Source organism: Streptomyces sp. JK94 (assembly GCF_053613315.1).
This window is the reverse complement of sequence record NZ_JBSICH010000016.1, coordinates 134795-158738: the sequence shown is the minus strand read 5'-3', so window position 1 is coordinate 158738 and position 23944 is coordinate 134795. Positions and strand designations below refer to the sequence as shown.

Here is a 23944-nt window from a genome sequence, read left to right as displayed (position 1 = left end):
CGGGGGCGCAGGCGTGGGACGGTCCTCGGAAACCGTGGGCCGAAAGGAGCACCGGGTGACCCCGAGGAGTCGGCGCGTGCGGGGGGTCCCGACCTGAGGAAGCCGACGGCTTCCGCCTGGCGACCCCTCCCGGAATCCGTGCGACCGGATGTCCGTAAGCTGAGGTCCCCGGTCGGTCGGGATCACGCGAGGAGCGGTCCGTGCGAGACATCGCCGTGTTCAGCGGTAGTGCCCACCCCGAGCTGGCCGAGGAGGTCTGCGCCCACCTGGGTGTGCCCCTCAGCCCCACCCGGGTCAGCCGCTTCGCCAACGACTGTCTGGAGGTGCAGCTCCAGGCCAACTGCCGGGAGCGGGACGTCTTCCTGATCCAGCCGCTGGTCAAGCCGGTCCAGGAGCACCTCGTCGAGTTGCTGCTGATGTGCGACGCGGCCCGCGGGGCGTCGGCCGGCCGGATCACCGTCGTCATGCCGCACTACTCCTACGCCCGCTCCGACAAGAAGGACGCCCCGCGCATCTCGCTCGGCGGGCGTCTGGTGGCGGACCTGATGGTGGCGGCGGGCGCGAGCCGGGTGCTGGCCATGACCCTGCACTCGCCCCAGGTGCACGGCTTCTTCTCGGTGCCGGTCGACCACCTGCACGCGCTGCGCGAACTGGCCGCGCACTTCCGCACGTACGACCTGTCCCGGACCACGGTCGTCTCGCCGGACCTCGGCAACGCCAAGGAGGCCGCCGCGTTCGCCCGGATGCTCGGCGCCCAGGTCGCGGCCGGTGCCAAGCAGCGGTACGCCGACGACCGGGTCAGCATCAGCACCGTGATCGGGGACGTCGCCGGGCGGGACGTCATCGTGCTCGACGACGAGATCGCCAAGGGCAGTACGGTCCTCGAACTCCTGAGCCGGCTGCGGGAGGCGGGGCCGCGCACCATCCGCGTCGCCTGTACGCACGGGCTGTTCGCGGCCGGCGCGCTCAAGCGGCTCAGCGAGCAGCCGGACGTGCTGGAGATCGTGTGCACCAACACCGTGCCGGTGCCGGCCCGCGACCACACGGAGAAGCTGCGCGTGCTGTCCATCGCCCCCGCGCTGGCCGAGGCCGTGCGTCGTATCCACAACGGCGAGTCGGTCAGCGCCCTGTTCGACGCACCGCCGACCGGGTGACGCCGAGCGCGTCCGCCACGGTCGGCCGCGGCGGCAGCAGCCGCGCCAGACCGGTGATCCGCAGCATGCGCAGGGTCAGCGGGTGGGTGCACACCAGGTGCACCTGCCCGCCGTGGTCGAGCACCCGGCGACGGGCCCGGAACAGCAGCCGCAGCCCGGAGCAGTCGAGGAACTCGATCCCGCCGAGGTCGAGCACGACCGGGGCGCCGGGGCGTTCCGTCTCCCGGTCCAGGTGCGGGGCGACCTCCGCGGCCGACGCGATGTCGATCTCGCCCCGGAGCTCCAGCACCGTGTGCCCGTCCTCCCGGCGCACGCGCAGATGTCGGGTGGGCGACGCCAATTCCTGCCGCACGGCGACCTTGCCTCCAGCCTGTTCCGTCACTCAACTGACCGCTTCGCCCGGGAAGTTACCCCGATCGAGCGAGTTTGATCATGTGTGCTTGACATATGTCATCCAAATTTCGCAGCCAGGTCGATCGGTCGCCCACGACGGCCGCGGACCAGTCGGTCACCGACGAGCCGAGGAGCCGAGGAGGCGAGCAGTCGACTGCGAGGACGAGCCTGCCCGTGGTGCGCTCGGACCGCCGAGGACGGGACGTCCTGGCCGATGGCTCGCATGGTGTTCACGTCGCTCATGGTCACCCGGCTCGCCCTGCTCCGCCACGTCGGGAAGCAGTGTGTACGGTCCCTGGCGGAGCGTGACGGAATCCTCACTTCCACCAAGCCTCGAAATTGATCATTTGAGCTTCCCAACCGATAAGCTCCCTGGCGGCGCTGCGAGTTGACGTGATCCAGACGGGTCGGCTCGCGGTGCGTACTCATGAGTGCGGTCCCCTTGCACACCCCCCATGTTCGATCGTTCTGGTTCGAAGGATGCAGATGGAACTCGCCACTCCGCCACCGGCGGCGCGGGCCCCTGTCGCCTGGCACGGCTGGTGGCTGATGCCACTGGGCCTGGGCGGCGGGACGGTGGCCGCCACGTTCATGAGTTCGGAGCGACTGGCCACGGCCGCCGCCGGTGTGGTGGCGACGGCGGCGGGCACCGTCTGTGTGCGCCTCCTCCTGCGCACCCGCGCACGGCTGCGCCGGACCGAGCACGCCCACCGCGCCGCCCAGACCGAGCGGGCCCAGCAGTGGCAGCAGCACGTGTCCGGCCTGGAGCGCCAGTTCTCCGCCGAACGGGCCGCCCTGGACGCACGGCTCACCGAGCAGGCGCAGGCGTACGAGACGCGGCTGACGGAACACTCCCGGGCCGGTGAGGACCGGCTGGCCGAGCAGGCCGCGGCCTACGAGACCCGCCTCGCCGAGCAGGCCGCGGCGTACGAGACCCGCCTCGCCGAGCAGGCCGAGGCCTGGCAGGAGACGCTGGGTCACCAGCTGGCCGCGGTGTCCCGGCTCGCCGACGAGCAGCTGCCCGACGCGATGCGCAGGCTGCGCGCCGGCGACGCCATCGACGACGTCCTGCCCACCGTCGAGCAGTGCGCCAAGGTCGGTGCGGACCTGCAGGCCGAGCTGCGCAAGGTCCTCAGGACCGCCCTGATCGGCGTCGAGGCGGAGTTCGACCGCTCGACCTCCGCCGAGCAGGCCGTCATCGGCGTGGGCAACCGCATCCACGTCCTGACCAGCAAACTCCGCGCCCGACTGCACGAGTTGCAGGGTGAACACGGACGGCTGCCGGCCGTCGCCCGTGGGCTGATGGAGCTCGACCAGGCCATCGGCCCCGCCGACTGCCTCGCCGCCAGCATCGGTGTGCTCGGCGGCTCCGACCGCCCGGGCCGGCAGTGGCAGGAGCCGCAGCGCCTGCTGAGCGTGGTGCGCGGCGGCATCGGCCGGATCAAGGACTTCCACCGCGTCGAGCTGCGCCACCTGCCCGAGCTGGGCGTCGACGGCGGTCTGGTGGACCACCTCACCCTGGTCTTCGCCCACCTCCTGGACAACGCCGCGCGCTACTCGCCGCCCACCGAGCCGGTGATCGTCTCCGGCAAGGAGGTCCCCAACGGGGTCGGCATCGAGATCCAGGACTCCGGCAAGGGCCTCAGCGAGGAAACGAAGCGCGAGGCCGTACACGCCCTCGCGGGAACCTCACCCGGCCCGGGACTCGGCGGCATCTCGGAGGACGCCAACATCGGCCTGCGCGTCGTCGGAGCCCTCGCCCGCCGCTACGGCATCCGTGTGACCTTCGCCGACTCGCCCTGGCTGGGTACGTCCGTCGTAGTCGTTGTGCCGCACAAGTACTTCGGTCCGCTGCCGGCCGCCACCACGGCCGGTACTGCCCCGGAGGCCCGGCCGGACACCGCACCGCTCGTCGGCGCGGCACCGGCACCGCGCCTCGCCACCGCCCCGGCCGGCGGCGACACCGCGGAGACCGCTGGGGCCGGCGGCGACACCGCGGAAACCACCCCCGGCGGCCTGCCCAGGCGCCGGAGCAGGCGCGAGGAACCGGCCGCCGGACGGGCCCCGGCGGCCGTGACCGCCGACCGGGCCGGTCCGGCCGCCGTCGCCTCCGTCCCGCCGGACGCCTCCTTCGCCGGCCTCGCCGCCTTCGCCACCGCCGGACGCGAGTGTGCCGCTACGGCCGGCGCCTCCCCGTCGGCCGTAGCGGCAGCCCTCCCCGCCCCGACCACCGGTGGCGCGTCCACCGAGCACCGCACTGAAGAGAGCGACTAGTCCCCATGACGCACCAGGGAACCGACGTGAGCTGGGCGCTCCGCGACCTTGTCGAGAGCATCCAGGAGATCCGCTTCGCCCTCGTGGCCTCCAGCGACGGCAAGGCCATCACCTCCTACGGCGCCGAAGACCCCGACGACGTGGACCGCTTCGCCGCGGTGGTGGCCGGACTGCAGGCGCTGGCCCAGCCCGTCGCCGAGCAGTTCCCGCAGCACGCGGGGCAGTTGCGGCTGGCGATGATCGAAGTGGACGGCGGGCACCTCTTCGTCGTCCGCGCCGGCCTGGAGACGTATCTGGGCGTCCTCGCCCGCGAGGGCCTCGACCAGGGCCTGCTGGGTCATCAGATGCGCGACCTGGCCCGCAGGATGGGTGAACTCCTCGGCACCACTCCGCGCCAGGAGGAGCACTCTGGATGAGTGCTCCCCGCCGGCCGTCCGACCCGTCCGGTCTCGAGCGCTACTACGTCCTCACCGGAGGACGCAGCGGGCCGGGCGGTTCGGCGTCGACCCTCGACGTGGCGACCCTCGTGGTCTCCCGCGCCGCGCCCTCACCGGGCATGCAGCACGAGCACGAGGAGATCCTCCGGCGCTGCCGCGAACCGCTGTCGGTGGCCGAACTCGGCGCCCACCTCCACCTGCCCTTCAACATCCTCGCGGTGCTGCTGTCCGACCTGCTCCAGGCGGGCCGCGTCGAAGCCCGTGATCCCATCCCGGCGCACGGCGCCGGCCGCGGGCCCGACCTCGCGCTCCTTGAGGAGGTACTCAGTGGACTTGAAAGGCTTTGACGGCCCCGGGGCACCGGCGGCCGGGGACACCCGCTCGGTGAAGGTGATGATCGCCGGCGGCTTCGGCACGGGGAAGACCACCATGGTCCGCTCCGTCAGCGACATCAAGCCGCTGACCACCGAGGAGACCCTCACCGAGGCCAGTGCCGGCGTCGACCGCCTCATCGGAGTCGCGGACAAGACGCAGACCACCGTGAGCCTGGACTTCGGCAAGATCAGCCTCAACGACACGCTGATGCTGTACCTGTTCGGCACCCCGGGCCAGGAGAGGTTCTGGTTCCTGTGGAACGGCCTGTTCAAGGGCGCGCTCGGCGCGGTCGTCCTGGTGGACACCCGCCGGCTGGCCTCCAGCTTCCGCGCGATCGAGGAGATGGAGCGGCAGAGGGTCCCCTTCGTCATCGCGCTCAACGTCTTCCCCGACTCCCGCCCCTACCCGGTCGAGGAGATCAGGGACGCCCTGGACGTTCCGCCGCGCACACCGGTCGTCGCCTTCGACGCCCGTGACCGCGCCGCCAGCCGCGACGTGCTGGTCACCCTGATACGGCATCTGAAGGACCGCTCGCCCGCCGCCCCGGAGTCCCGATGAACGACGACCAGACCCCGTCAGGCCTCACCGGCGGCGGCTGCCCGGTCGCCCCCGGTGAGGGCGTCACCCGGCTCTACGGCCCCGAGGCGGCGACCGACCCGCACGACATCTACGCGCGGCTCCGCAAGGAGTACGGTCCCGTCGCGCCGGTACTGCTGGAGGGCGACGTCCCCGCCTGGCTGGTGCTCGGCTACCGGGAGAACCGGCGGGTGCTGGACAACCCCTCCCGGTTCAGCCGCGACTCGCGGATCTGGCGGGACTTCCGGGACGGCCGCGTCGAGGCGACGTCCCCGCTGATGCAGATGGTCGGCTGGCGTCCCGACTGCGTGTCCCAGGACGGCGAACCGCACCGCCGGCTGCGCGGGGCGGTCACCGACAACCTGTACGCCGTGGCCGGCCGGGGCATCCGCCGGCACGTCACGCACTTCGCGCACAAGCAGATCGACGCCTTCGCCGACGCCGGCCGCGCGGACCTGGTGGCCGACTTCGCCGAGTACCTGCCCATGCTCGTCCTCACTCGCGTCTTCGGCCTCGCCGAGCGGGAGGGGCGCACCCTCGCCGAGTCCAGCAGTCAGGTGATCAAAGGCGGCGCGGACGCCCTCACGCACAACGAGCGCATCATGGGCATCCTCGGTGAACTCGCCGCGCGCAAGCGCGCGGAGCCCGGTTCCGACTTCGCCTCCGGCCTCATCGGGCACCACTCCGGCCTCGACGAGGACGAGATCGTCAACCACCTGCGCCTGGTGCTGATCACCGCACACACCACGACCAGCAACCTGCTGGCCCGGGCGCTCCAGCTCGTCCTCACCGACACCGCCTGGCTGTCCGGCCTGGTGAGCGGGCAGCTCAACCTGTCCACGATCGTGGAGGAGGTGATGTGGAACTCCCCGCCGCTCGCCGTGCTGCCGGGCCGGTTCGCCACGGCCGATCTGGAGCTGGGCGGCTGCGCGGTCAAGGAGGGCGACCTGCTCGTGCTGGGTCTCGCGGCCGGCAACCACGATCCCGAGGTCCGCCCCGACACCGCCGTCTCGGTCCAGGGCAACGCCTCGCACCTGGCCTTCAGCGCGGGCCCCCACGAGTGTCCGGGGCAGAACATCGGCCAGGCCATCATCGAGACGGCCGTCGACGTCCTGCTGCACCGCCTGCCCGGGCTGCGCCTCGCCGTGCCGCCGGGCGACCTGACCTCCACGGCCTCCACCTGGGAGTCGCGGCTGGACAGTCTGCCGGTCGAGTTCACCGCCCCGGCGTAGCGGCCGAGCGGGTCGACGCCCTTCGGCGCTCGACCACGCCGAAGGCCTCCGGTGTGCGGAGCCGCCCGGGACCGCGCCCCACGGAGGGGCGCGACCCGCTCCGGGCCACCGACGCGGACCGTCCGCCGTACCGGCGCCGCCCGTGCGCCGTACGGCCGCCGGCCACCGCCGTACGGCCGCCGGCCACCGCCGTACGGCCGCCGGCCACCGCCGTACGGCCGCCGGCCACCGCCGTACGGCCGCCGGCCACCGCCGTACGGCCGCCGGCCACCGCCGTACGGCCGCCGTACGTCCGTTGACCGGCGGTGCCGGACACCCCGGTGCCCGGCACCGGGGTGTCCGGCCGGGCGGCACCGCCGTCTCACACGGCCAGCAGGTCGTCCACCGACCCCCGCCCGGCCAGCTCCGCCGTGGCCACCGGGCCCTCCTTGACCGCCGCGTAGCGGCCGGTGGTCAGCGCCCACTCGTAGTTGCCGTTGATCCAGTGCTGGATGGCCTCCACGCCCATCGTCACCCGGGCGCGCTCCTCCGCGTCCAGGTCCAGCTCGTCGCACATCAGCGGCACCCGGCGCTCCAGGGCGACGTACTCGTCGAGACGGCCGGTCGTCATGCGGTACGCGGTGTCGGCGGCCTCCTGCCACGAACAGCCCCGCTCCCGGTGCAGGACGGCGATGAGGTTGTGGCCGTCACCGCGTCGCCGCTCGCGCTCGAAGGAGTGGATGTCGTTCATGAACCCGATGGTGTCCGCGGCCAGATCCCGCAGCCGCTCCATCAGCGGATGCGCCATCGCCGCGGCGGGCACCTCGAAGCCGCGGCTGCGTTCGCCCGCGTCGATGCTGTGGTGGATGCCGACCGTACGGCGCCGGAAGACGGCGTACTCGTCGACCCCGAGCGTCCCGGCCCGGCCGCCGGCCGCCAGGTCGACCTCCTCGCAGTGCGCCACCAGGAACCGGCCCCAGGAGGCTGCGAACCGCGACCTCCAGGTCAGGGACATGCCATCCGAGAGATGGGCCCAGACCTCCGTCCAGGCCAGGGTGACGGGGCACACCACCCGTGGCGGGGTCCCCGCGGGGCGCAGCGGTGTGACGATCAGCTCCCGCGCCACCTCCGCTATGCGCTCCGCCCGGTCCGGCCGGCCTGCGTCGAACTGGTCGTCGAAAAGGAAGGCGAGGGAGAACCAGTTCATCAGGACGACCATGTCGTCCGCCGAGGCGTGGGGGTAGGTGCGGGCGGCGGCCTGCGCCAGGTCCCAGGACCGGTACTCCTCGAACCCGGTCCGGCTGCGCACCAGGCCCCACTCGCGCACCCAGTGCAGGTGCCGCTCGCGGGCGGGGGCGAGGTGCGGGCTGACGGGGGTGTCGAAGGGGAGGTCGAAGCGAACGTCCTGGGACATGTGTTTCCTTTCGGGAGACGGAACGCAGAGTCCCCCCGCCCTGCGGCCGGGCGACCGCAGGGCCGCCCGCGCTCTCGAACCGGGCTTCCCGCACGGGAAGTTGAACGGAGAAGCGATCCGAGGCTGCCCCGACCCTAAATGATCTACGCGGCACCCGCTGGTGATCTTGGTTACTGCAAGGAGGATGACGACCCCCGCCGGGTGCGCGTCGGCGTCGGACCGACCCGGGACGCGGTGATGGCCGAGGGCACCGTCGAGACCGTGGAGCCCGCCGAACTGCCCATACGGGGCGCCGAGTCGTACGCCGCCGGGGCCGGCATCGACCCCCGGAAGCGCGCCGCGCCCCACCGGTCCTCCCGCGTCGTCCCGCGGCGCGGCCGAGCCCGGCCCGAGGCCGACGGGCCGGAAGGACGCGAGCTGATGCGCGGCGGCCGGTGGCCGCCGCCGACTGATTCGGCCGGGCCGGGATATCCGCAAGGAGCAGGGCGCGGGGCACGACCGCCCCGCGCCCCGAATCCTTCGGAGGAGACATGGCACTGGTCAACGCGGGCTACGTGGTGCTCGACTGCGCCGAGCCCGAGAGGCTCGCCGAGTTCTACAAGGGACTGCTGGGCGCGGAAGAGACCGAGGCGACCGCCAACCGGATCGAGATCCTGGGGCCCCGCGGCTTCCGCATGGCGTTCCGGCGGGACGCCAACGCGGTCCCACCGAGCTGGCCCCGCCCCGAGAACTCCCTCCAGGCGCACCTGGACTTCGTCGTGGAGGACCTGGACGACGCCGAGCGCGCGGTGGTGGGGCTCGGCGGGCGCCCGCTGGAGGCGAAGGACCATGCGGGCCCGCACGAGGAGCGTGGCTTCTCCGATCCCGCGGGCCACTCCTTCACCCTGCGCCACGGCATCGCGCCGACGGCACCCAAGCAGGGCTAGCGCCTGCCGGGTGCCGTCGGCGGTGGGGGACCGGCCGGACCCCTCGGTCCGGTCAGTCCCGGCCGCCCTTGCCGTCGGCCGGCCAGATGCCCGTCGAACGCTCGACGGCCTTGGCGCCGGCCCGGTCCACGGCGCTGCGCACCGTGGCGAAGATCGCGCCCTGGATCGCGGCGGCCAGCAGGACCTCTCCCCAACCGCGGTCGGGGTCCAGCGCGTCGGGCGCGTCGTCCTCGTTCCGGAGCACCTTCCAGGTCTTCTGGAAGGCCATGCCGGCCAGCGCGCCGCCCGCCCAGCCCAGCACGAAGCCGACGGGCTTGTAGGCGAGGGGGAGCGACTTCTTCTTGTTCTTGCCCACGTGGGTCTCCTTGGATCGGGGTGGGTCGAGCGGGGCTCGGGTCGGTGGTGCGGTCAGGGCCTGCCCCGGGCGGGCACCGCCTCGTCGGCGCGGACCGGCCCGGGCGGTGTCCCGTCGCCGAACGGCCGGCCGCCCAGCTCCTCCCGGTGATGGGGCGTGAGCCAGCCGGCCAGGTCGGGTCCGAGGGGCACGACGGCCGTCGGGTTGATGCCGGTGTGCACCTGGTAGTAGTGGCGTTTGATGTGGTCGAAGTCGACGGTGTCGCCGAAGCCGGGGGTCTGGAACAGGTCGCGGACGTAACCCCACAGCACCGGGTTCTCCGTGATCTTCCAGCGGTTGCACTTGAAGTGGCCGTGATAGACGGCGTCGAAACGTACCAGTGTGGTGAAGAGCCGGATGTCCGCCTCGGTGATCGTGTCACCGACCAGGTAACGCTGCCGTTCCAGCCGGGGAGTCAGCTCCTCCAGGCGCCGGAACACAGCCGCGCAGGCGCTCTCGTACTCCTCCTGGCCGGTCGCGAAGCCCGCCCGGTAGACGCCGTTGTTGACGTCCTCGTAGACGCCCGCCATGACCTCGTCGATCTCGTCGCGCAGGGCGTCCGGAAAGAGGTCGGGCGCGCCCGGCCGGTGGAGGGACGTCCACTCGGTCGCGAAGTCGAGGGTGATCTGCTGGTAGTCGTTGGTGACCAGCTTCCCGCTGGGCACGTCCACGACCGCCGGCACGCTCACTCCGCCCGGATAACCGGTCTCCCTCCGGTCGTAGGCCTCGCTGAGGTAGCGGATGCCGAGGACCGGATCGCGGCCGTCCGGGTCCAGGGTGAAGCGCCAGCTGCGGTCGTCCTGGATCGGATCCGTGACCGCCAGGGACAGGGCGTCCTCCAGCCCGAGCAGCCGCCGTGAGACCAGGGCGCGGCTCGCCCACGGACAGGCACGGCTCACCACCAGCCGGTAGCGGCCGGGTGCCACGGGCCAGCCGTCCCGGCCGTCCGCGGTGATCCGGTCCGCGAAGTGGCTCCTGGACCGTTTGAACGCCTTCCTGCCGTAGCCGCTGTTGCCGGGCGTCGCGCCGTCACCGCTCATGGCCCTGCCTTCCGGTCGTTCCTGTGCTCTGCTGGACGCGTTCCCCGTTTTCGGCCGTCGGCACTGGCCGACGGCGCACAAGGCGGGTGTGAGCCCGGCCGGCCGAGGGCATTCGGCCCCTCGTGACTGGGACAGCCTCGCAAGACAAGACCGACCGTAAGACCGAACGCGACACGGAGGACGGCGCCGACCGCAGGACGCGCGTCACGGTCCTGGTCGCCCTGGCGGCCAATCTGGTGATCGCCGTGGCCAAGGCGGTGGGGGGATTCCTCGCGGGCTCGCCCGCGCTGCTGTCGGAGGCGGCGCACTCCGTGGCCGACAGCATGAACGAGGTCTTCCTGCTCGCCGCCCTGCGCCGCAGCCGCCGCGCCGCCGACCGCAAACACCCCTTCGGATACGGCAAGGAACGGTTCTTCTGGTCCCTGCTGGCGGCCGTCGGCATCTTCGTGATGGGCGGTTGCTTCTCCATCTACCAGGGCGTCGAGGCCCTGCGGACGGGTGCCGAGGAGGACCTCGACGGTTACGTGGCGGGGCTGATCGTGCTCGGAGTCGCCCTGCTCGCCGAGGGGACCTCCCTGCTGCGGGCCCTGTACCAGGTGCGGGGCCAGGGCGGGATCGCCACCGGGCTGCGCGACCCGGCCCTGCGCACGGTCGTCGCCGAGGACGGCACCGCGGTGCTCGGCGTGTCCCTCGCGATGACCGGCATGATCCTGCACATGGTCACCGGCCAGGTCGTGTGGGAGGCCTGCGCCTCGCTCGCGATCGGCGCGCTGCTCGTGTACGTGGCCTACCGCCTGGGCCGCGAGGCCCGCGACCAGTTGATCGGCGAGGCCGCCGACCCGGAGGCCAGCGGCCGGATCCGCTCGCTGCTGCGGGCGCAGCCGGAGATCGACAGCGTCGAGGCGCTGTTCACCATGAAGACCGGGCTCGACTCCACCCTGGTGGCCGCCCGCATCGACCTGGTGCCCGGTCTGGACAGCGAGCGCGTGGAGGAGGTCGCCGTGCGTATCAAGAAGTCGATCGCGCACACCGTTCCCGAGGCGCACCAGATATTCCTCGACGTCACCGACCGGCCCGCGCAGGAGGCAGCGGAAAGCCCCGCCGCGACGGGGGAACGCGGCGGGGCCTGAGGGACGCGTTCCCGGTCGCCGGCGGTCCATGCGCGCGAACCGGGAAATCCCCCCCGCCCGGGTCAGCCGCCGTCGGCCGGCTCCAGGACGAACACCGGGATCTCCCGGTCCGTCTTCTCCTGGTAGTCGGCGTACGGCGGATACGCCGCGACGGCACGCTCCCACCACGCGGCCTTCTCCGCGCCGGTGACCTCACGGGCCGTCATGTCCCGCTTCACCGGGCCGTCCTGGAGCTCCACGTGGGGGTCGGACGTGACGTTGTGGTACCAGACCGGGTGCCGGGGAGCCCCGCCCAGAGAGGCGACCACGGCGTAGCGGCCCTCGTGCTCGACGCGCATCAGCGGTGTCTTGCGGATCTTGCCGCTCCGCGCGCCCCGGGTGGTCAGCACGATGACGGGCAGGCCCGTGTCCAGGAGGGTCGTGCCCTTCGTCCCGCCCGAGCTCTCGTAGAGCTCGACCTGTTCGCGCACCCACTGCGTCGGGCTGGGTTCGTACTCGCCGTCAAGAGGCATGGCATCCGTCCCATCATCGCGTCGTACGGCCGGTCGGCACCGCGGTCCCGCGAGGGCCGGTGCCGCGTTCCTCCCTACCGTATTGCGCCCGCGGACTTCCGGTGCGGTGCCTTCGCCTCGCGCGTCCCCCACCCCACCACAAGCCGTGCGGCACGGTCGTGTCGCCGGCCGCCCGCCCCTGCCGGCCCCGAACGGCTCCTGGCCGACGGCGGAGCACACCAAGGCGTCGGCGGGATCCGGCGGACCGGTGCGGCCACCGGGCGGCCCCATCCAGCCACCTCCGTCCCGCACCCGGCCGTGCGGGACGGCCCGGCGGTCCGTCACCACGTCCACGGGGACGGCCTCGCCGTGGCCCGGGCGTTCGCCCCGGGCCCCTGTCCGGTGCGGTGCCGGCCGGGCGGCGATCCTCGGCCAGTCCGCTCCCGTCACCGATGTGGCCGACTTTCCCGTCGCCACCTAGATGCCTGAGGCATCTAATGAAGATCGGCACGACGCACCCTTCGTCTGCGAGGTCTTCCATGACGGACACCGACACGACGACGTCCGGGGACACGACGGCACCCGTCGCCTTCCCGCAGGACCGGACCTGCCCCTACCACCCTCCCGCCGGCTACGACCCGTTGCGCGCCGCCCGGCCGCTGGCCCGGATCACCCTCTTCGACGGCACCCCGGCCTGGCTGGTGACCGGACACACCGCCGCCCGCGGGCTCCTGGCCGACCAGCGGCTGTCCACCGACCGCAGCCGCGACGGCTTCCCGGCCACCTCGGCGCGCTTCGCCGCGGTACGCGACCGCAGGACCGCGCTGCTGGGCGTCGACGACCCCGAACACCGCGTCCAGCGCAGGAAGGTGCTTCCGGAGTTCACCCTCAAACGCGCCGCCGCGCTGCGCCCCCGCATCCAGCGGATCGTCGACGAGCGGCTCGACGCGATGATCGCGCAGGGCCCGCCCGCCGAGCTGGTGACGGCCTTCGCGCTGCCCGTGCCCTCGATGGTGATCTGCGCCCTGCTCGGCGTCCCCTACGCCGACCACGAGTTCTTCGAGGAGCAGTCCCGCCGGCTGCTGCGCGGCCCCCGGCCCTTCGACACCCGGGACGCCACCGACCGACTGGAGGCGTACCTGGGCGAGCTGATCGACCGCAAGCGGGAGGCGCCCGGTGAGGGACTGCTGGACGACCTGGTCCGGCACCGGACGGGCGAGGACGCGGCCGACCGGGAGGAACTGATCGCGCTGGCCCTCATCCTGCTCGTCGCGGGCCACGAGACGACCGCCAACATGATCTCGCTGGGCACCTACACCCTCCTGGGCAACCCCCGGCGACTGGCCGAACTGCGCGAGGACCCCTCGCTGCTGTCCGGCGCGGTCGAGGAGCTGATGCGCGTCCTGTCGATCGCGGACGGGCTGCTGCGGCTGGCCACCGAGGACATCGAGGTGGACGGGCAGATCATCCGGGCGGGCGACGGGGTCGTCTTCGCCACCTCCGTCATCAACCGCGACGAGAACGTCTACCCCGACCCGGACGCCCTCGACTGGCGCCGCCCGGCCCGTCACCACGTCGCCTTCGGGTTCGGCATCCACCAGTGCCTCGGCCAGAACCTGGCCCGTGCCGAGCTGGAGATCGCCCTGCGCACCCTCTTCGAGCGGCTGCCCTCGCTGCGCCTGGCCGCCCCGGCGGAGGAGATCCCCTTCAAGCCGGGCGACACCATCCAGGGGATGCTGGAGCTCCCCGTGACCTGGTAGGAGGCTTTCGGCATGCACATCGGCATCGACCAGGACACCTGTATCGGCGCGGGCCAGTGTGCGCTGACCGCCCCGGACGTGTTCACCCAGGACGACGACGGCTACAGCGCGGTCCTGCCGGGCCGGGAGGACGGCGGCGGCAGCGCGCTGGTGCGGGAGGCGGCCCGGGCGTGCCCCGTGGGCGCCATCACGGTCTCGCAGGCGGTGGGCTGACCCCGGGACGGTCCGCGCTCGCGCCGCCCGCCCCCGCGGCGTCCAGCAGTACCCGTGCCGCCTCGCGGGCCTCCCGCGCGGGTCCCGTGCCGCCCGTGACGCCCGCCGACACCATGGCGCCCTCGGCCAGCAGGAACAGCTGCCCGCCCATCGCGGCGGGCAGCCCCGCGTCGGCCACCAGGCGGTCGAGGAACGTGCGGAACGCCTCCTTGTGCGCCCGCACCCGGTCCGCCACGGGGGCGGACGTGGCCCCCAGTTCACCGTACGCGTTGATCCACGCGCAGCCGCGGAAGTCCGGCTCGGCGAACCACTGCCCGAGCCAGTCGAAGACGGCCAGGATCCGCGGGCCGGCCTCCTGATGCCGGCCGACGTACTCCGCCAGCCGTCCCCGCCAGCGCTCGTCGCGCCGCTCCAGGTACGCCACCACGAGCTGCTCCTTGGCCGGGAACAGCCGGTACAGACGCTTGAGGGAGACGCCGGAGGCGCCGCGGACGTCGTCCATGCCGACGGCCTGGACGCCCCGTCCGTAGAAGAGCCGCTCCGCCGCGTCCAGCGCCCGCTCGCGGGCGACCTCGCCGTCCATGGTGACCTCTTCCCCGACGTGTTCCCCGACGCGGCCCGGAGGGCTGCCCCTTGACGAGAGAACGGGCGTTCTCCTACGGTACCAGCCAGCTGGAGAACGCACGTTCTCTCTTCTCTGCACGGAGGTTCGACCATGACGACCGACCGTCCGCCCCTCCCGCCGTTCACCCGTGAGACCGCCGCCCGGAAGGTGCGGGCGGCCGAGCACGCCTGGAACACCCGCGACCCGCACCAGGTCGCACTCGCCTACTCCGAGGACTCCGTGTGGCGCAACCGCGACACCTTCCTCACGGGCCGCGCCGCCATCGTCGAGTTCCTGACCGCCAAGTGGGCGCGCGAACGCGACTACGCGCTGCGCAAGGACCTGTGGGCCTTCGACGGCCACCGGATCGCCGTCCGCTTCCAGTACGAGTCCCGTGACGCCGGCGGGCAGTGGTGGCGCTCCCACGGCAACGAGCTGTGGGAGTTCGACGAGCACGGCCTCATGACCCGGCGCGAGGCGAGCATCAACGACGTGCCCATCGAGGAGTCGGACCGCCGCATCCTCGGGCCGCGGCCCGTTGAGTAGGGTTCCGGGATGAGCGAACAGGCCGGGAGCGCCGAAGCACCCTTCCTCTACGTCGTCGTCTGCGCCGCCGGCGTGGCCTCCGGCGTCACCGAACTGGTCACCGCCGCGCAGGAACGCGGCTGGGAGGTCGGCGTCTTCGCGACCCCGGTCGCCATGGGCGGGTTCTTCGACACCGCCGCCGTCGAGGCGCGGACCGGCCGCCCCGTCCGCTCCGCCTGGCGCCGCCCCTCGGAGCCGCGGCCCTTCCCGGCTCCGGACGCCGCCGTGGTCGCCCCCGCCACCTTCAACACGGTCAACAAATGGGCGGCCGGCCTGGCCGACACCCTGGCCCTGGCCACCCTGTGCGAGGCCTGCGGCCTGGGCGTCCCCGTCGCCGTCCTGCCGTGCGTCGCCGACGCGCTGGCGTCCCATCCCGCGTACCGGGAGAGCGTGGCGCGGCTGAGCGGGATGGGCGTGCGCTTCGGCGACCCGTACACCGGGGAGGCGGGGGAGGGCGGCGGCCTCCCGGACTTCGCCTGGCGGCGGGCGCTGGACCTGCTCGAACAGCGCTGACCCGCCCGGCCTCCGGGCCCGCGCGAAGACGTACGCTCGCGACTGTCACCGATGATCCCGAAGACAGGAGCAGCAACGATGCGGTACGTGAAGCTCGGTTCGACGGGCCTGGACGTCTCGCGGATCTGCCTGGGCTGCATGACCTACGGCGTGCCCGACCGCGGTACGCACGGGTGGACCCTCGACGAGGAGGCCTCGCGCCCGCTGATCCGGCAGGCGCTGGAGGCTGGCATCACCTTCTTCGACACGGCCAACGTCTACTCCGACGGCACCAGCGAGGAGATCGTCGGCAGGGCGCTGCGCGACTTCGCCCGCCGCGACGACCTCGTGCTCGCGACCAAGGTGCACGGCAGGATGCGGCCCGGACCCAACGGCGGCGGGCTGTCCCGCAAGGTGATCATGACCGAGATCGACCACAGCCTGCGGCGCCTGGGCACCGACTACGTCGACCTCTACCAGATCCACCGCTTCGACCCCCACACGCCGGTCGAGGAGACGATGGAGGCGCTGCACGACCTGGTGAGGGCGGGCAAGGTCCGCTACCTCGGGGCCAGTTCGATGTACGCCTGGCAGTTCTCCAAGATGCAGTACACCGCCGAGCGGCACGGCTGGACGACGTTCGTCTCCATGCAGAACCACTACAACCTCCTGTACCGCGAGGAGGAGCGCGAGATGCTGCCCCTCTGCGCGGACCAGGGCGTCGGTGTGCTGCCCTGGAGTCCGCTCGCCCGCGGCCGGCTCACCCGCGACTGGGACACGGCCACCGAGCGCAGTGCCACCGACGCCTTCGGCAGCACCCTCTACCAGGAGGGCGACCGGGCCGTGGTCGACGTCGTCACCCGCATCGCCGGCGACCGCGGCGTGCCACGGGCACAGGTGGCCCTCGCCTGGCTGCTGCACCGGTCCGCGGTGACCGCGCCGATCGTCGGCGCCTCGAAGCCGCGGCACCTCGAGGACGCCGTGGCGGCGGTCGAACTGGAGCTCTCCGACAAGGAGACCGAGGAGCTGGAGCGGCCCTACGCCCCGCACCCGGTCGCCGGTCACTGATCCCCGCCCCGGCGCCCCGGGGGCCGGGGCGGCGCTCGCCTCAGGGGCCGGTGCCCGCCTCCAGGGCGGTGACGGACACCGAGGACTCGTCGCCGCCCACCGGGACCTCGCCGGCCGTCCACTCGACCTCGATCGGGTCCCGTTCGTCCGGCGGGGTGACGAGCAGCGCCGCCGGGGTCGCGGTGCGGGCTCCGCTGATCTGCGGGCTGGAGAAGGAGAGCCCGGCCCACGCGCTCTTCCCCGGCGTCAGCGTGAGCGTCTCGGGGGAGGCGGGCGCGCGCTCGGGGGCCGGGCCCAGCTGCTTGCCGGAGGCGTCCACGAAGGCGGCGCCCGGATAGCCGCGCACGGTGCAGGTGCGGTCGGAGGTGTTGGTCAGCACGACCGGGAAGTTCCGCTGGCCGGCGCCCGGGTCGACGCGGCCGACGGCCGCGCGCAGCTCGGAGGTGTGGCACCGCCCGTCGGTGCGGGCAGAGGCGGAGGCCGATCCGGCGGTGTCGGCGGGCGCGGTGCCGGCGGTGGGCGCGGAGGCGGTGCCGGAGCCGGGGTCCGGGCTCGTCGCCTGCGGGGTCCTGGTGGCCCGCGGGGTGCTCGTGTCCGGCGTGCCGCTCTCGTTCCCGCAGGCGGCCAGTGTGCCGAGGACCACGACCGCGCTCGCGAGCAGGGCCGTCCGGCGTAGCGGCCGGGACGTGTTCGCCATTGCTTCTCCACCCTCCCGTCGGGTCTCGCGCACGCCCGCCGCGGGAGACGGCGCCGTACGCCCTGGGCCTCCGAGTGTCCCGCGCGCGGGCCGGGAAACGAGGGCGCGCGGCGGTGACGGCAGCGCTGCGACGCGGGGCGAGGACCCCGTCCGCCCGCCCGCGCGCCCCCGGGCTCACTCCTCGTCGAGCAGCGCCAGCTCCGCCCAGATCGTCTTGCCCTCGGTGGTGTGCCGGCTGCCCCAGCGCTGGGTGAGCTGGGCCACCAGCAGCAGACCGCGGCCGCCCTCGTCCCAGGTCTTGGCCCGGCGCAGGTGCGGGGCGGTGTGGCTGCTGTCGGAGACCTCGCAGATCAGCGTGGACGTGTCGTGGATCAGCCGCAGCCGGATGGGCGGGGAGCCGTAACGGATGGCGTTGGTGACCAGCTCGCTGACCACCAGCTCGGCGGTGAACGACGCCGCCGACAGGGCCCAGCCGGACAGCTGCTCGACGACCTGCTTGCGGACGGGGGCGACGAGTGACGGGTCGGCCGGGATGTCCCAGGTGGCGACCTGACCGGCGGGCAGCCCCCGGGTACGGGCCAGCAGCAGGGCCACGTCGTCGGCGGCGCCGCCCGTCGGCAGCAGCGCGTGCAGCACCCGGTCGCACATCGCGTCCAGCGAGTCGGCGGAGGGCGCCAGCGCCTCGCGCAGCAGCGCCTGACCGGCGTCGGCGTCCCGGTCCCGGCTCTCCACCAGCCCGTCGGTGTAGAACGACAGCACACTGCCCTCGCGCAGTTCGAACTCGGCGGACTCGAACGGCAGTCCGCCCACGCCCAGGGGAGGCCCCGAGGGCAGTCCCACCTGGCGGGGCCGTCCGCCCGGCGGGACCAGGAAGGGCGCCGGATGTCCGGCCCGGGCCAGCGAGCAGCGCCGCGACACCGGGTCGTACACCGCGTACACGCAGGTGGCGCCGACCTCGCCGGCACTCTCGTCGCCGGACTCCTCGGACAGCCGGACGACCAGGTCGTCGAGGTGGGTGAGCAGTTCGTCGGGCGTCAGGTCGATGTCGGCGAGGGTCCGCACGGCGGTGCGCAGCCGGCCCATGGTGGCCGAGGCCTGGATGCCGTGGCCGACGACGTCCCCGACGACCATGGCGACCCGCATGCCCGAGAGCGGGATGACGTCGAACCAGTCGCCGCCGACCCCGGAACGCGCCGCCGGGAGGTAGCGGGAGGCCGCCTCGACCGCGGCGGTGGGCGGCAGCCACCGGGGGAGGAGGCTGCGTTGCAGCGTGAGCGTCGACTCCCGCTCGCGGGAGTAGCGGCGGGCGTTGTCGATGCAGACGGCGGCGCGGGCGGTGACCTCCTCGGCGAGCAGCCGGTCGTCGTCCGTGAAGGGGTGCGGCCGGCGGAACCGGGTGAAGACCGCGACGCCGAGGGTGGTGCCGCGGGCCTGCAGCGGTACGGACATCGTGGAGTGGATGCCGTACTCCGCCACCCGCCGGACGCGGACGGGATCCCACTCCCGCCACCGTTCCAAGTCGCCGCTGGGCACGGCGGCCACGATCGCGCGGCCCGCGACCAGGCAGTCGGCCTGGGGCGAGCCGGCCGGGTAGAAGTCCAGCCGCCCCGGCTCGGCCACCGCCTCCGGGCAGCCCGGGTTGACCGACTGGTGGGCCGCGCGGCGCAGACCCGCCGGCGGGGCGGGCACGGTGGCCGGCTCACCGCCGTGGTCCTGCGCGTCCAGCAGGTCGACGCTCACGAAGTCGGCGAGCGCGGGGACGCACACGTCCGCCAGCTCCTGGGCGGTACGGGTGACGTCGAGCGTGGTGCCGATGCGCACGCTGGCCTCGTTGACCAGGTGCAGCCGCTCCCGGGCGAGGTGCTGCTCGGTGAAGTCATGGGCGCTCACGCAGAGGCCGCGCACCTGGCCGCCGGCGTCGCGCAGGGGCGCGATGCGCGCGTGCCACGCGTGGGCGCGGATCTCGCCGGTGGCCTTGAGGTGGGTGTGCATGTCGTCCGTGCAGCCGGTGTCGAGCACCCGCCGCAGGCGTCGTTCGAGTTCCTCGTTCTGCGGCCGGCTGCCGAGGTCGGTGGGCCGCAGGCCGCGGACCCGGTCGGCCGGGAGACCGAGGAGTTGGGCCATGACGTCGTTGACGCCGCGCAGCCGGAGCCGTTCGTCGAAGATCATCGTGGCGCAGGGGGACTGGGCGAGGGCCGACGCGAGCAGCGGGTCGTCCGAGTGGCCGGGGCCGCGGTCCAGCGGGGCGACGGCGAGCCACGTGCCGGGTCCGCCGTCCGGCGACGGTCTGCGGTGGGCGAGCACCCACACGGACACGGTGCGCCCGTCGAGGTGCCGCAACGCCAGCGTGCCGTTCCAGCGATCGTCGCCGGGGCCGGGCAGAGGTCCGCCGGCGCCGGCCAGCAGACGGGCGGCGGGGCGTCCCACGACGTCGGCGGTCGGGTGGCCCAGCAGCAGGCGGGCCCCCTCGTTCCACTCCCTCAAGGTACCGGAGTCGTCGATGACGACGCGGGCCGTGGCGGCATCGTCGAACGGGTTGACCGGACTCATCGTCGCCACTCCATTGCGCACACCCACAGTGAACAGCGTGTCACCTGGGCCCCAGCGTAGTGCGTGCGGGCGCCGGGCGGACCCGAACCACCAGGCCCGCCCGGCCCCGGCGACGCAGGCGCCCCGGGCCCCCGGGCCGCACGGGGCAGAGAGGGCTTTCTACGCCCGTGACGGGTGCGTATGTGCGGCGTCAGAATCTGTTTGTTCGCGACCAGTTGTGAGTAGTTCCGGGCGCTGACGGCTTGGCGAGGGAGGTCCGCTCATGACGGTCGCCCGCGGACCGGCTCCGTTCGCCGCCACCGCCGCGCCGGCGGCCGGGGCGGCGCCGGGCTCCTCGCCGGCGTGGGCCGGGGACGTGGCGGCGGGAGGTGCGGGCCGCAGTGTCGTCGCGCCGCGCGACGGCCGGCCCCGACGGGGCCGCCGACGACACGGCCGACGCCGCCGGCCCCGCGTACGACGACTCGGCGTGGCGTGAGGTCGCCGTCCGGCACGAGCCGGAGCAGGGAGCAGACGCCCACCACCGGGCACGGCACCACCGGCGGGACCGGATTCCCGCCGGGCGGCCTCGGCTCGTACCGCCTCGCCCTCACCCTGCCGCCCGCCCTCGCCGGGAAGCGGATACCGGTCGGGTTCGACGGTGTGTACATGGAGGTACCGCTCCACCCCGCACGCCCCGCACGCCCCGCACGCCCCGCACGCCCCGCATGCCCCGCATGCCCCGCGCAACCCGTACGCGCCGCACGCCCCGCCCACCGAACTGCGCGTCGGCGGACGCGCCGTCGGCACCTTCGACGCGGTGCGCGGCTCCCGCGTCCGCCTCCCGATGGCCGGCCGCCGTCCCGGTGATGGTGGAGGGGTGATCCGCGTCAGCCGCCCGGAGGCTCCCGCGGCCCGGGTCCCGCACCTCGGGCTCCGGACGGGAAACCAGTCCCGTCCGAACCGTTGACGGAGTGTCATGTCTGCCACAAGCATGGCCTGCAACCTTTTTGGGAGCGCTCCCATAGCCGTGAACCCCTTCCCGACGACGTGAGCGTCACCCCCGCACCTCCCTTGAGGAGCCCAGACGTGAGAAGACGCAGAACCGCACTCGCCGTCTCCCTGACCGCCCTGCTGGCGGCGGCCACCACCGCGCTGCCCGCCGCACCGGCCGGGGCCGAGGAGACCGAGCAGGTCAGGAACGGCACCTTCGACGACGGCACCGACTCCTGGTGGACGAGCGGCAACGTCACCGCGGACGTGTCCGGCGGCCGGCTGTGCGCCGACGCCCCCGGCGGCACCGCCAACCGCTGGGACGCGGCCGTCGGCCAGAACGACATCACCCTGGTCGCGGGGGAGTCGTACCGCTTCTCCTTCACCGCGACGGGCACACCCGCCGACCACGTGGTCCGGGCGATCGTGGGCCTGTCGGTGTCCCCGTACGACACCTACCACGAGGTCAGCCCGCAGCTGAGCGTCTCCGGGAACACCTACTCCTACACCTTCACGTCCCCCGTCGACACCACCCGGGGCCAGGTCGGCTTCCAGCTCGGCGGCACGCCCGACGCCTGGCGGTTCTGCGTCGACGACGTCTCCCTGCTGGGCGGGGTGGCGCCCGAACCGTACGTGCCGGACACGGGCCCGCGGGTCCGGGTCAACCAGGTGGGCTACCTGCCGTCCGGTCCGAAGAACGCCACGCTCGTCACCGACGCGACCTCGCGCCTGCCCTGGCGGCTGAAGGACGACGGCGGGCGGACCGTCGCCCACGGCTGGAGCGTGCCGCGCGGCGTGGACGCCTCCTCCGGGCAGAACGTCCACTCGATCGACTTCGGCCGCCACAAGAAGCGCGGCGAGGGCTACACCCTGGTCGCCGACGGGGAGACCAGCCGCCCCTTCGACATCGGCACGGCCGCCTACGAGCGGCTGCGCACCGACTCCGCGAAGTACTACTACACCCAGCGCAGCGGCATCGCCATCAGGGACGACCTGCGCCCGGGCTACGCCCGCCCGGCCGGACACGTGGGCGTGGCGCCGAACCGGGGCGACACCGAGGTGCCCTGCCGGCCGGGCGTCTGCGACTACACCCTCGACGTCTCCGGCGGCTGGTACGACGCCGGCGACCACGGCAAGTACGTCGTCAACGGCGGCATCTCCACCTGGGAGCTGCTCAGCACCCACGAGCGCGCGTTGCACGCCCGCACCGGCGACCCGGCGAAGCTCGGCGACGGCACGCTCGACATCCCGGAGAGCGGCAACAAGGTGCCCGACCTCCTCGACGAGGTCCGCTGGGAGCTGGAGTTCCTGCTCAAGATGCAGGTGCCGGACGGGCAGCCGCTGGCCGGCATGGCCCACCACAAGATCCACGACGAGGCGTGGACCGGGCTTCCGCTGCTGCCCGGCGACGACCCGCAGAAGCGCGAACTGCACCCGCCGACCACCGCGGCCACCCTCAACCTGGCCGCGACGGCGGCGCAGGCGGCCCGCCTCTACCGCCCCCACGACCGCGCGTTCGCCGCGAAGGCGCTCACCGCGGCCCGCGAGGCCTGGGCGGCTGCCCTGGCCCACCCGGACGTGCTCGCGGACGAGAACGACGGGGTCGGCGGCGGGGCCTACCCGGACACGCGCGTCGACGACGAGTTCTACTGGGCGGCGGCCGAGCTGTACCTGACGACGGGGGAGCGGGACTTCAGGGAGTACGTGCTGAACTCCCCGGTCCACACCGCCGACATCTTCGGACCGCTCGGCTTCGACTGGGCCCGCACCGCCGCGGCGGCCCGGCTGGACCTCGCGACCGTGCCGAACCGGCTCCCCGGCCGGGACCAGGTGCGCCGCTCCGTCGTCCAGGGCGCCGACCGCTACCTGGCCACCCTGAAGGCACACCCGTACGGCATGCCCTACGCGCCCGAGGGCAACGTCTTCGACTGGGGCTCCAGCCACCAGGTGCTGAACAACGCGGTCGTCCTCGCCAGCGCCTACGACATCACCGGCGGCTCCAAGTACCGTGACGGCGCCGTCCAGAGCATGGACTACATCCTGGGCCGCAACGCGCTGAACATGTCGTACGTCACCGGTTACGGCGAGGTCAACGCCCACAACCAGCACAGCCGCTGGTACGCCCGGCAACTCGACCCGTCGCTGCCCGCCCCGCCCGACGGCACCCTGTCCGGCGGGCCGAACTCGAACATCCAGGACCCCTACGCGCAGAGCAAGCTCCAGGGCTGCGTCGCCCAGTTCTGCTTCATCGACGACATCCAGTCCTGGTCGACCAACGAGCACACCATCAACTGGAACGCCGCCCTGGCCCGGATGGCCTCCTTCGTGGCGGACCAGGGCTGACCGCACCCCCGAACCGCCCGCCTCCCGCGGTACCGCCGTGACACTGTCCTGACCTGCGGCAATTTACGGGTAAGTACCCGCGCGGTACCGTGGGAGGCATGCCAGCCCTGAACGTGGAGTTCAGCGACCGCGAGCTAGAGGACCTGCGGCAGATCGCCAAGGAACGCGGTACGTCGATGAAGGCGCTCGTGCGGGAGGCCGCCGCCGCCGACATAGCCCGGCACCGGGCGCTGCAGGAGGGGGCGGAGGCCTTCCGCCGGTTCTTCTCGGCCCACGCCGACGAGTTCGCGGCGGCCTTCCCCGACGACGAACCACCGCCCCTGCGGCGCGAGGGGCGGGCCGCCTGACCCATGGCACCGCTCCTGCACATCGACGTGCCCTGGCTGCTCCAGCGCCATGAGGAAGTGCTGCCGGAGCAGCCCGTCATCAACGACTTCTCCGCGCTGGTCGCCGCCGTCGCCCGGCACCGCGTCGACCCGCCCCGCCTCGGGGTGGACTCCGACCCGGCCTGGCGGGCCGCCGCCCTGCTGCACGCCCTCGCCGTGCTCAAGCCGCTGCCCTCGGCCAACGCCCGCTTCGCCTGTGCGACGGCGGTCGCCTACATGTACGCCAGTGACGTGGGCATGGACCCGCCCTACGGCGCCCTGGTCGACCTCGCACGCGACCTGATGTCCGGCAAGGCCGACGTCTACGGCGCGGCCGACCGGCTCCGGTCCTGGCAGATCTGACATCCGGGCGCCGGGGCGTGCGCCGGGAGGCGTGGCGCGGCGGTCCGCGCGGGTCTTTCCCGAGGGCGCACGGAACGCACGGGGTGCGCGGGGTGCGCGGGCTGTACCGGCTGCACGGGG

Annotated in this window: 25 protein-coding genes; 16 read left to right on the top strand and 9 right to left on the bottom strand. The window is 73.4% G+C overall.

What is annotated here, in order from left to right; translation table 11 throughout:
• The first annotated feature begins 200 nt into the window (after positions 1-200).
• Positions 201-1154 carry a ribose-phosphate diphosphokinase gene (locus ACVV2G_RS16580; protein ID WP_453843451.1) on the top strand — a complete coding sequence of 318 codons (954 nt, stop codon included), beginning with the start codon at positions 201-203 and terminating at the stop codon, positions 1152-1154.
• Here ACVV2G_RS16580 and ACVV2G_RS16575 read toward each other — a convergent pair.
• Positions 1120-1506 (bottom strand): anti-sigma factor antagonist, encoded by a 387-nt coding sequence (locus ACVV2G_RS16575; RefSeq protein ID WP_453843450.1) that lies wholly within the window; start codon positions 1504-1506, stop codon positions 1120-1122. The genes ACVV2G_RS16580 and ACVV2G_RS16575 overlap by 35 nt on opposite strands.
• Positions 1507-2033: 527 nt before the next feature.
• Between ACVV2G_RS16575 and ACVV2G_RS16570 the strand changes: the two genes are divergently transcribed.
• Genes ACVV2G_RS16570 through ACVV2G_RS16550 form a run of 5 tightly spaced genes read left to right on the top strand, consistent with a single transcriptional unit; the run spans position 2034 to position 6441 of the window.
• Complete coding sequence (locus tag ACVV2G_RS16570) at positions 2034-3821, top strand: ATP-binding protein (RefSeq protein ID WP_453843449.1); 1788 nt, start codon at positions 2034-2036, stop codon at positions 3819-3821.
• A 5-nt stretch (positions 3822-3826) separates the two neighbouring features.
• Complete coding sequence (locus ACVV2G_RS16565; RefSeq protein WP_019327713.1) at positions 3827-4237, top strand: roadblock/LC7 domain-containing protein; 411 nt, start codon at positions 3827-3829, stop codon at positions 4235-4237.
• Positions 4234-4605, top strand: coding sequence for a DUF742 domain-containing protein (locus ACVV2G_RS16560; protein WP_453843448.1), 372 nt, complete (start codon positions 4234-4236; stop codon positions 4603-4605). The genes ACVV2G_RS16565 and ACVV2G_RS16560 overlap by 4 nt, the downstream gene beginning before the upstream one ends.
• Positions 4586-5191: a GTP-binding protein gene (locus tag ACVV2G_RS16555; protein WP_453843447.1), complete on the top strand. Its 606-nt coding sequence runs from the start codon at positions 4586-4588 to the stop codon at positions 5189-5191. Before ACVV2G_RS16560 ends, ACVV2G_RS16555 begins: the two co-directional genes overlap by 20 nt.
• On the top strand, positions 5188-6441 hold the full coding sequence (locus ACVV2G_RS16550) for a cytochrome P450 (RefSeq protein WP_453843446.1): 1254 nt from the start codon (positions 5188-5190) through the stop codon (positions 6439-6441). The genes ACVV2G_RS16555 and ACVV2G_RS16550 overlap by 4 nt, the downstream gene beginning before the upstream one ends.
• On the opposite strand, the gene ACVV2G_RS16545 is transcribed toward ACVV2G_RS16550, so the two are convergent.
• Positions 6425-6772, bottom strand: a complete 348-nt coding sequence (locus ACVV2G_RS16545; protein WP_453843445.1) for a hypothetical protein — start codon at positions 6770-6772, stop codon at positions 6425-6427. The genes ACVV2G_RS16550 and ACVV2G_RS16545 overlap by 17 nt on opposite strands.
• A gap of 30 nt (positions 6773-6802) precedes the next feature.
• Positions 6803-7834: a 7-epi-alpha-eudesmol synthase gene (locus tag ACVV2G_RS16540; RefSeq protein WP_453843444.1), complete on the bottom strand. Its 1032-nt coding sequence runs from the start codon at positions 7832-7834 to the stop codon at positions 6803-6805.
• A gap of 530 nt (positions 7835-8364) precedes the next feature.
• On the opposite strand from ACVV2G_RS16540, the gene ACVV2G_RS16535 reads away from it, so the two are divergent.
• Positions 8365-8760 (top strand): VOC family protein, encoded by a 396-nt coding sequence (locus tag ACVV2G_RS16535; RefSeq protein ID WP_453843443.1) that lies wholly within the window; start codon positions 8365-8367, stop codon positions 8758-8760.
• A 52-nt stretch (positions 8761-8812) separates the two neighbouring features.
• Here the strand turns inward: ACVV2G_RS16535 and ACVV2G_RS16530 are convergent, their stop codons facing one another.
• Both ACVV2G_RS16530 and ACVV2G_RS16525 read right to left on the bottom strand, forming a co-directional pair.
• Positions 8813-9115: a DUF4235 domain-containing protein gene (locus ACVV2G_RS16530; protein WP_453843442.1), complete on the bottom strand. Its 303-nt coding sequence runs from the start codon at positions 9113-9115 to the stop codon at positions 8813-8815.
• A 53-nt stretch (positions 9116-9168) separates the two neighbouring features.
• Entirely contained in the window at positions 9169-10194 is a 1026-nt protein-coding gene (locus ACVV2G_RS16525; RefSeq protein WP_453843441.1) for a glutathione S-transferase family protein, read from the bottom strand.
• Positions 10195-10406: 212 nt separating this feature from the next.
• Between ACVV2G_RS16525 and ACVV2G_RS16520 the strand changes: the two genes are divergently transcribed.
• A complete protein-coding gene (locus tag ACVV2G_RS16520; protein WP_453843525.1) occupies positions 10407-11324 on the top strand; it encodes a cation diffusion facilitator family transporter in 918 nt (305 codons plus the stop codon).
• A gap of 62 nt (positions 11325-11386) precedes the next feature.
• Here the strand turns inward: ACVV2G_RS16520 and ACVV2G_RS16515 are convergent, their stop codons facing one another.
• Positions 11387-11836 carry a nitroreductase family deazaflavin-dependent oxidoreductase gene (locus tag ACVV2G_RS16515; RefSeq protein ID WP_453843440.1) on the bottom strand — a complete coding sequence of 150 codons (450 nt, stop codon included), beginning with the start codon at positions 11834-11836 and terminating at the stop codon, positions 11387-11389.
• A 518-nt stretch (positions 11837-12354) separates the two neighbouring features.
• On the opposite strand from ACVV2G_RS16515, the gene ACVV2G_RS16510 reads away from it, so the two are divergent.
• Positions 12355-13575, top strand: a complete 1221-nt coding sequence (locus ACVV2G_RS16510) for a cytochrome P450 (RefSeq protein ID WP_453843439.1) — start codon at positions 12355-12357, stop codon at positions 13573-13575.
• A gap of 12 nt (positions 13576-13587) precedes the next feature.
• The gene (locus tag ACVV2G_RS16505) at positions 13588-13788 is read left to right on the top strand and encodes a ferredoxin (RefSeq protein WP_453843438.1); all 201 of its coding nucleotides are present in this window, start codon (positions 13588-13590) and stop codon (positions 13786-13788) included.
• Here ACVV2G_RS16505 and ACVV2G_RS16500 read toward each other — a convergent pair.
• Positions 13763-14371 (bottom strand): TetR/AcrR family transcriptional regulator, encoded by a 609-nt coding sequence (locus ACVV2G_RS16500; protein WP_453843437.1) that lies wholly within the window; start codon positions 14369-14371, stop codon positions 13763-13765. The genes ACVV2G_RS16505 and ACVV2G_RS16500 overlap by 26 nt on opposite strands.
• A 132-nt stretch (positions 14372-14503) precedes the next feature.
• Here ACVV2G_RS16500 and ACVV2G_RS16495 point away from each other — a divergent pair, with 132 nt between their 5' ends.
• The 3 genes from ACVV2G_RS16495 to ACVV2G_RS16485 all read left to right on the top strand — a co-directional run bounded on the left by ACVV2G_RS16495 (position 14504) and on the right by ACVV2G_RS16485 (position 16537).
• The gene (locus ACVV2G_RS16495; RefSeq protein ID WP_453843436.1) at positions 14504-14938 is read left to right on the top strand and encodes a nuclear transport factor 2 family protein; all 435 of its coding nucleotides are present in this window, start codon (positions 14504-14506) and stop codon (positions 14936-14938) included.
• Between the two features lie 9 nt (positions 14939-14947).
• Entirely contained in the window at positions 14948-15490 is a 543-nt protein-coding gene (locus ACVV2G_RS16490; RefSeq protein ID WP_453843435.1) for a flavoprotein, read from the top strand.
• Between the two features lie 78 nt (positions 15491-15568).
• Positions 15569-16537 carry an aldo/keto reductase gene (locus tag ACVV2G_RS16485; RefSeq protein ID WP_453843434.1) on the top strand — a complete coding sequence of 323 codons (969 nt, stop codon included), beginning with the start codon at positions 15569-15571 and terminating at the stop codon, positions 16535-16537.
• Positions 16538-16577: 40 nt separating this feature from the next.
• Here the strand turns inward: ACVV2G_RS16485 and ACVV2G_RS16480 are convergent, their stop codons facing one another.
• Positions 16578-17234: a DUF4232 domain-containing protein gene (locus tag ACVV2G_RS16480; RefSeq protein WP_453843433.1), complete on the bottom strand. Its 657-nt coding sequence runs from the start codon at positions 17232-17234 to the stop codon at positions 16578-16580.
• 174 nt (positions 17235-17408) lie between these two features.
• Complete coding sequence (locus tag ACVV2G_RS16475) at positions 17409-19784, bottom strand: SpoIIE family protein phosphatase (protein WP_453843432.1); 2376 nt, start codon at positions 19782-19784, stop codon at positions 17409-17411.
• A 1065-nt stretch (positions 19785-20849) separates the two neighbouring features.
• On the opposite strand from ACVV2G_RS16475, the gene ACVV2G_RS16470 reads away from it, so the two are divergent.
• The 3 genes from ACVV2G_RS16470 (at position 20850) to ACVV2G_RS16460 (ending at position 23824) form a co-directional block, all read left to right on the top strand.
• The gene (locus tag ACVV2G_RS16470) at positions 20850-23096 is read left to right on the top strand and encodes a glycoside hydrolase family 9 protein (protein ID WP_453843431.1); all 2247 of its coding nucleotides are present in this window, start codon (positions 20850-20852) and stop codon (positions 23094-23096) included.
• A gap of 98 nt (positions 23097-23194) precedes the next feature.
• The gene (locus ACVV2G_RS16465) at positions 23195-23443 is read left to right on the top strand and encodes a hypothetical protein (protein WP_453843430.1); all 249 of its coding nucleotides are present in this window, start codon (positions 23195-23197) and stop codon (positions 23441-23443) included.
• 3 nt (positions 23444-23446) lie between these two features.
• Entirely contained in the window at positions 23447-23824 is a 378-nt protein-coding gene (locus ACVV2G_RS16460) for a toxin Doc (protein WP_453843429.1), read from the top strand.
• Positions 23825-23944 lie beyond the last annotated feature (120 nt).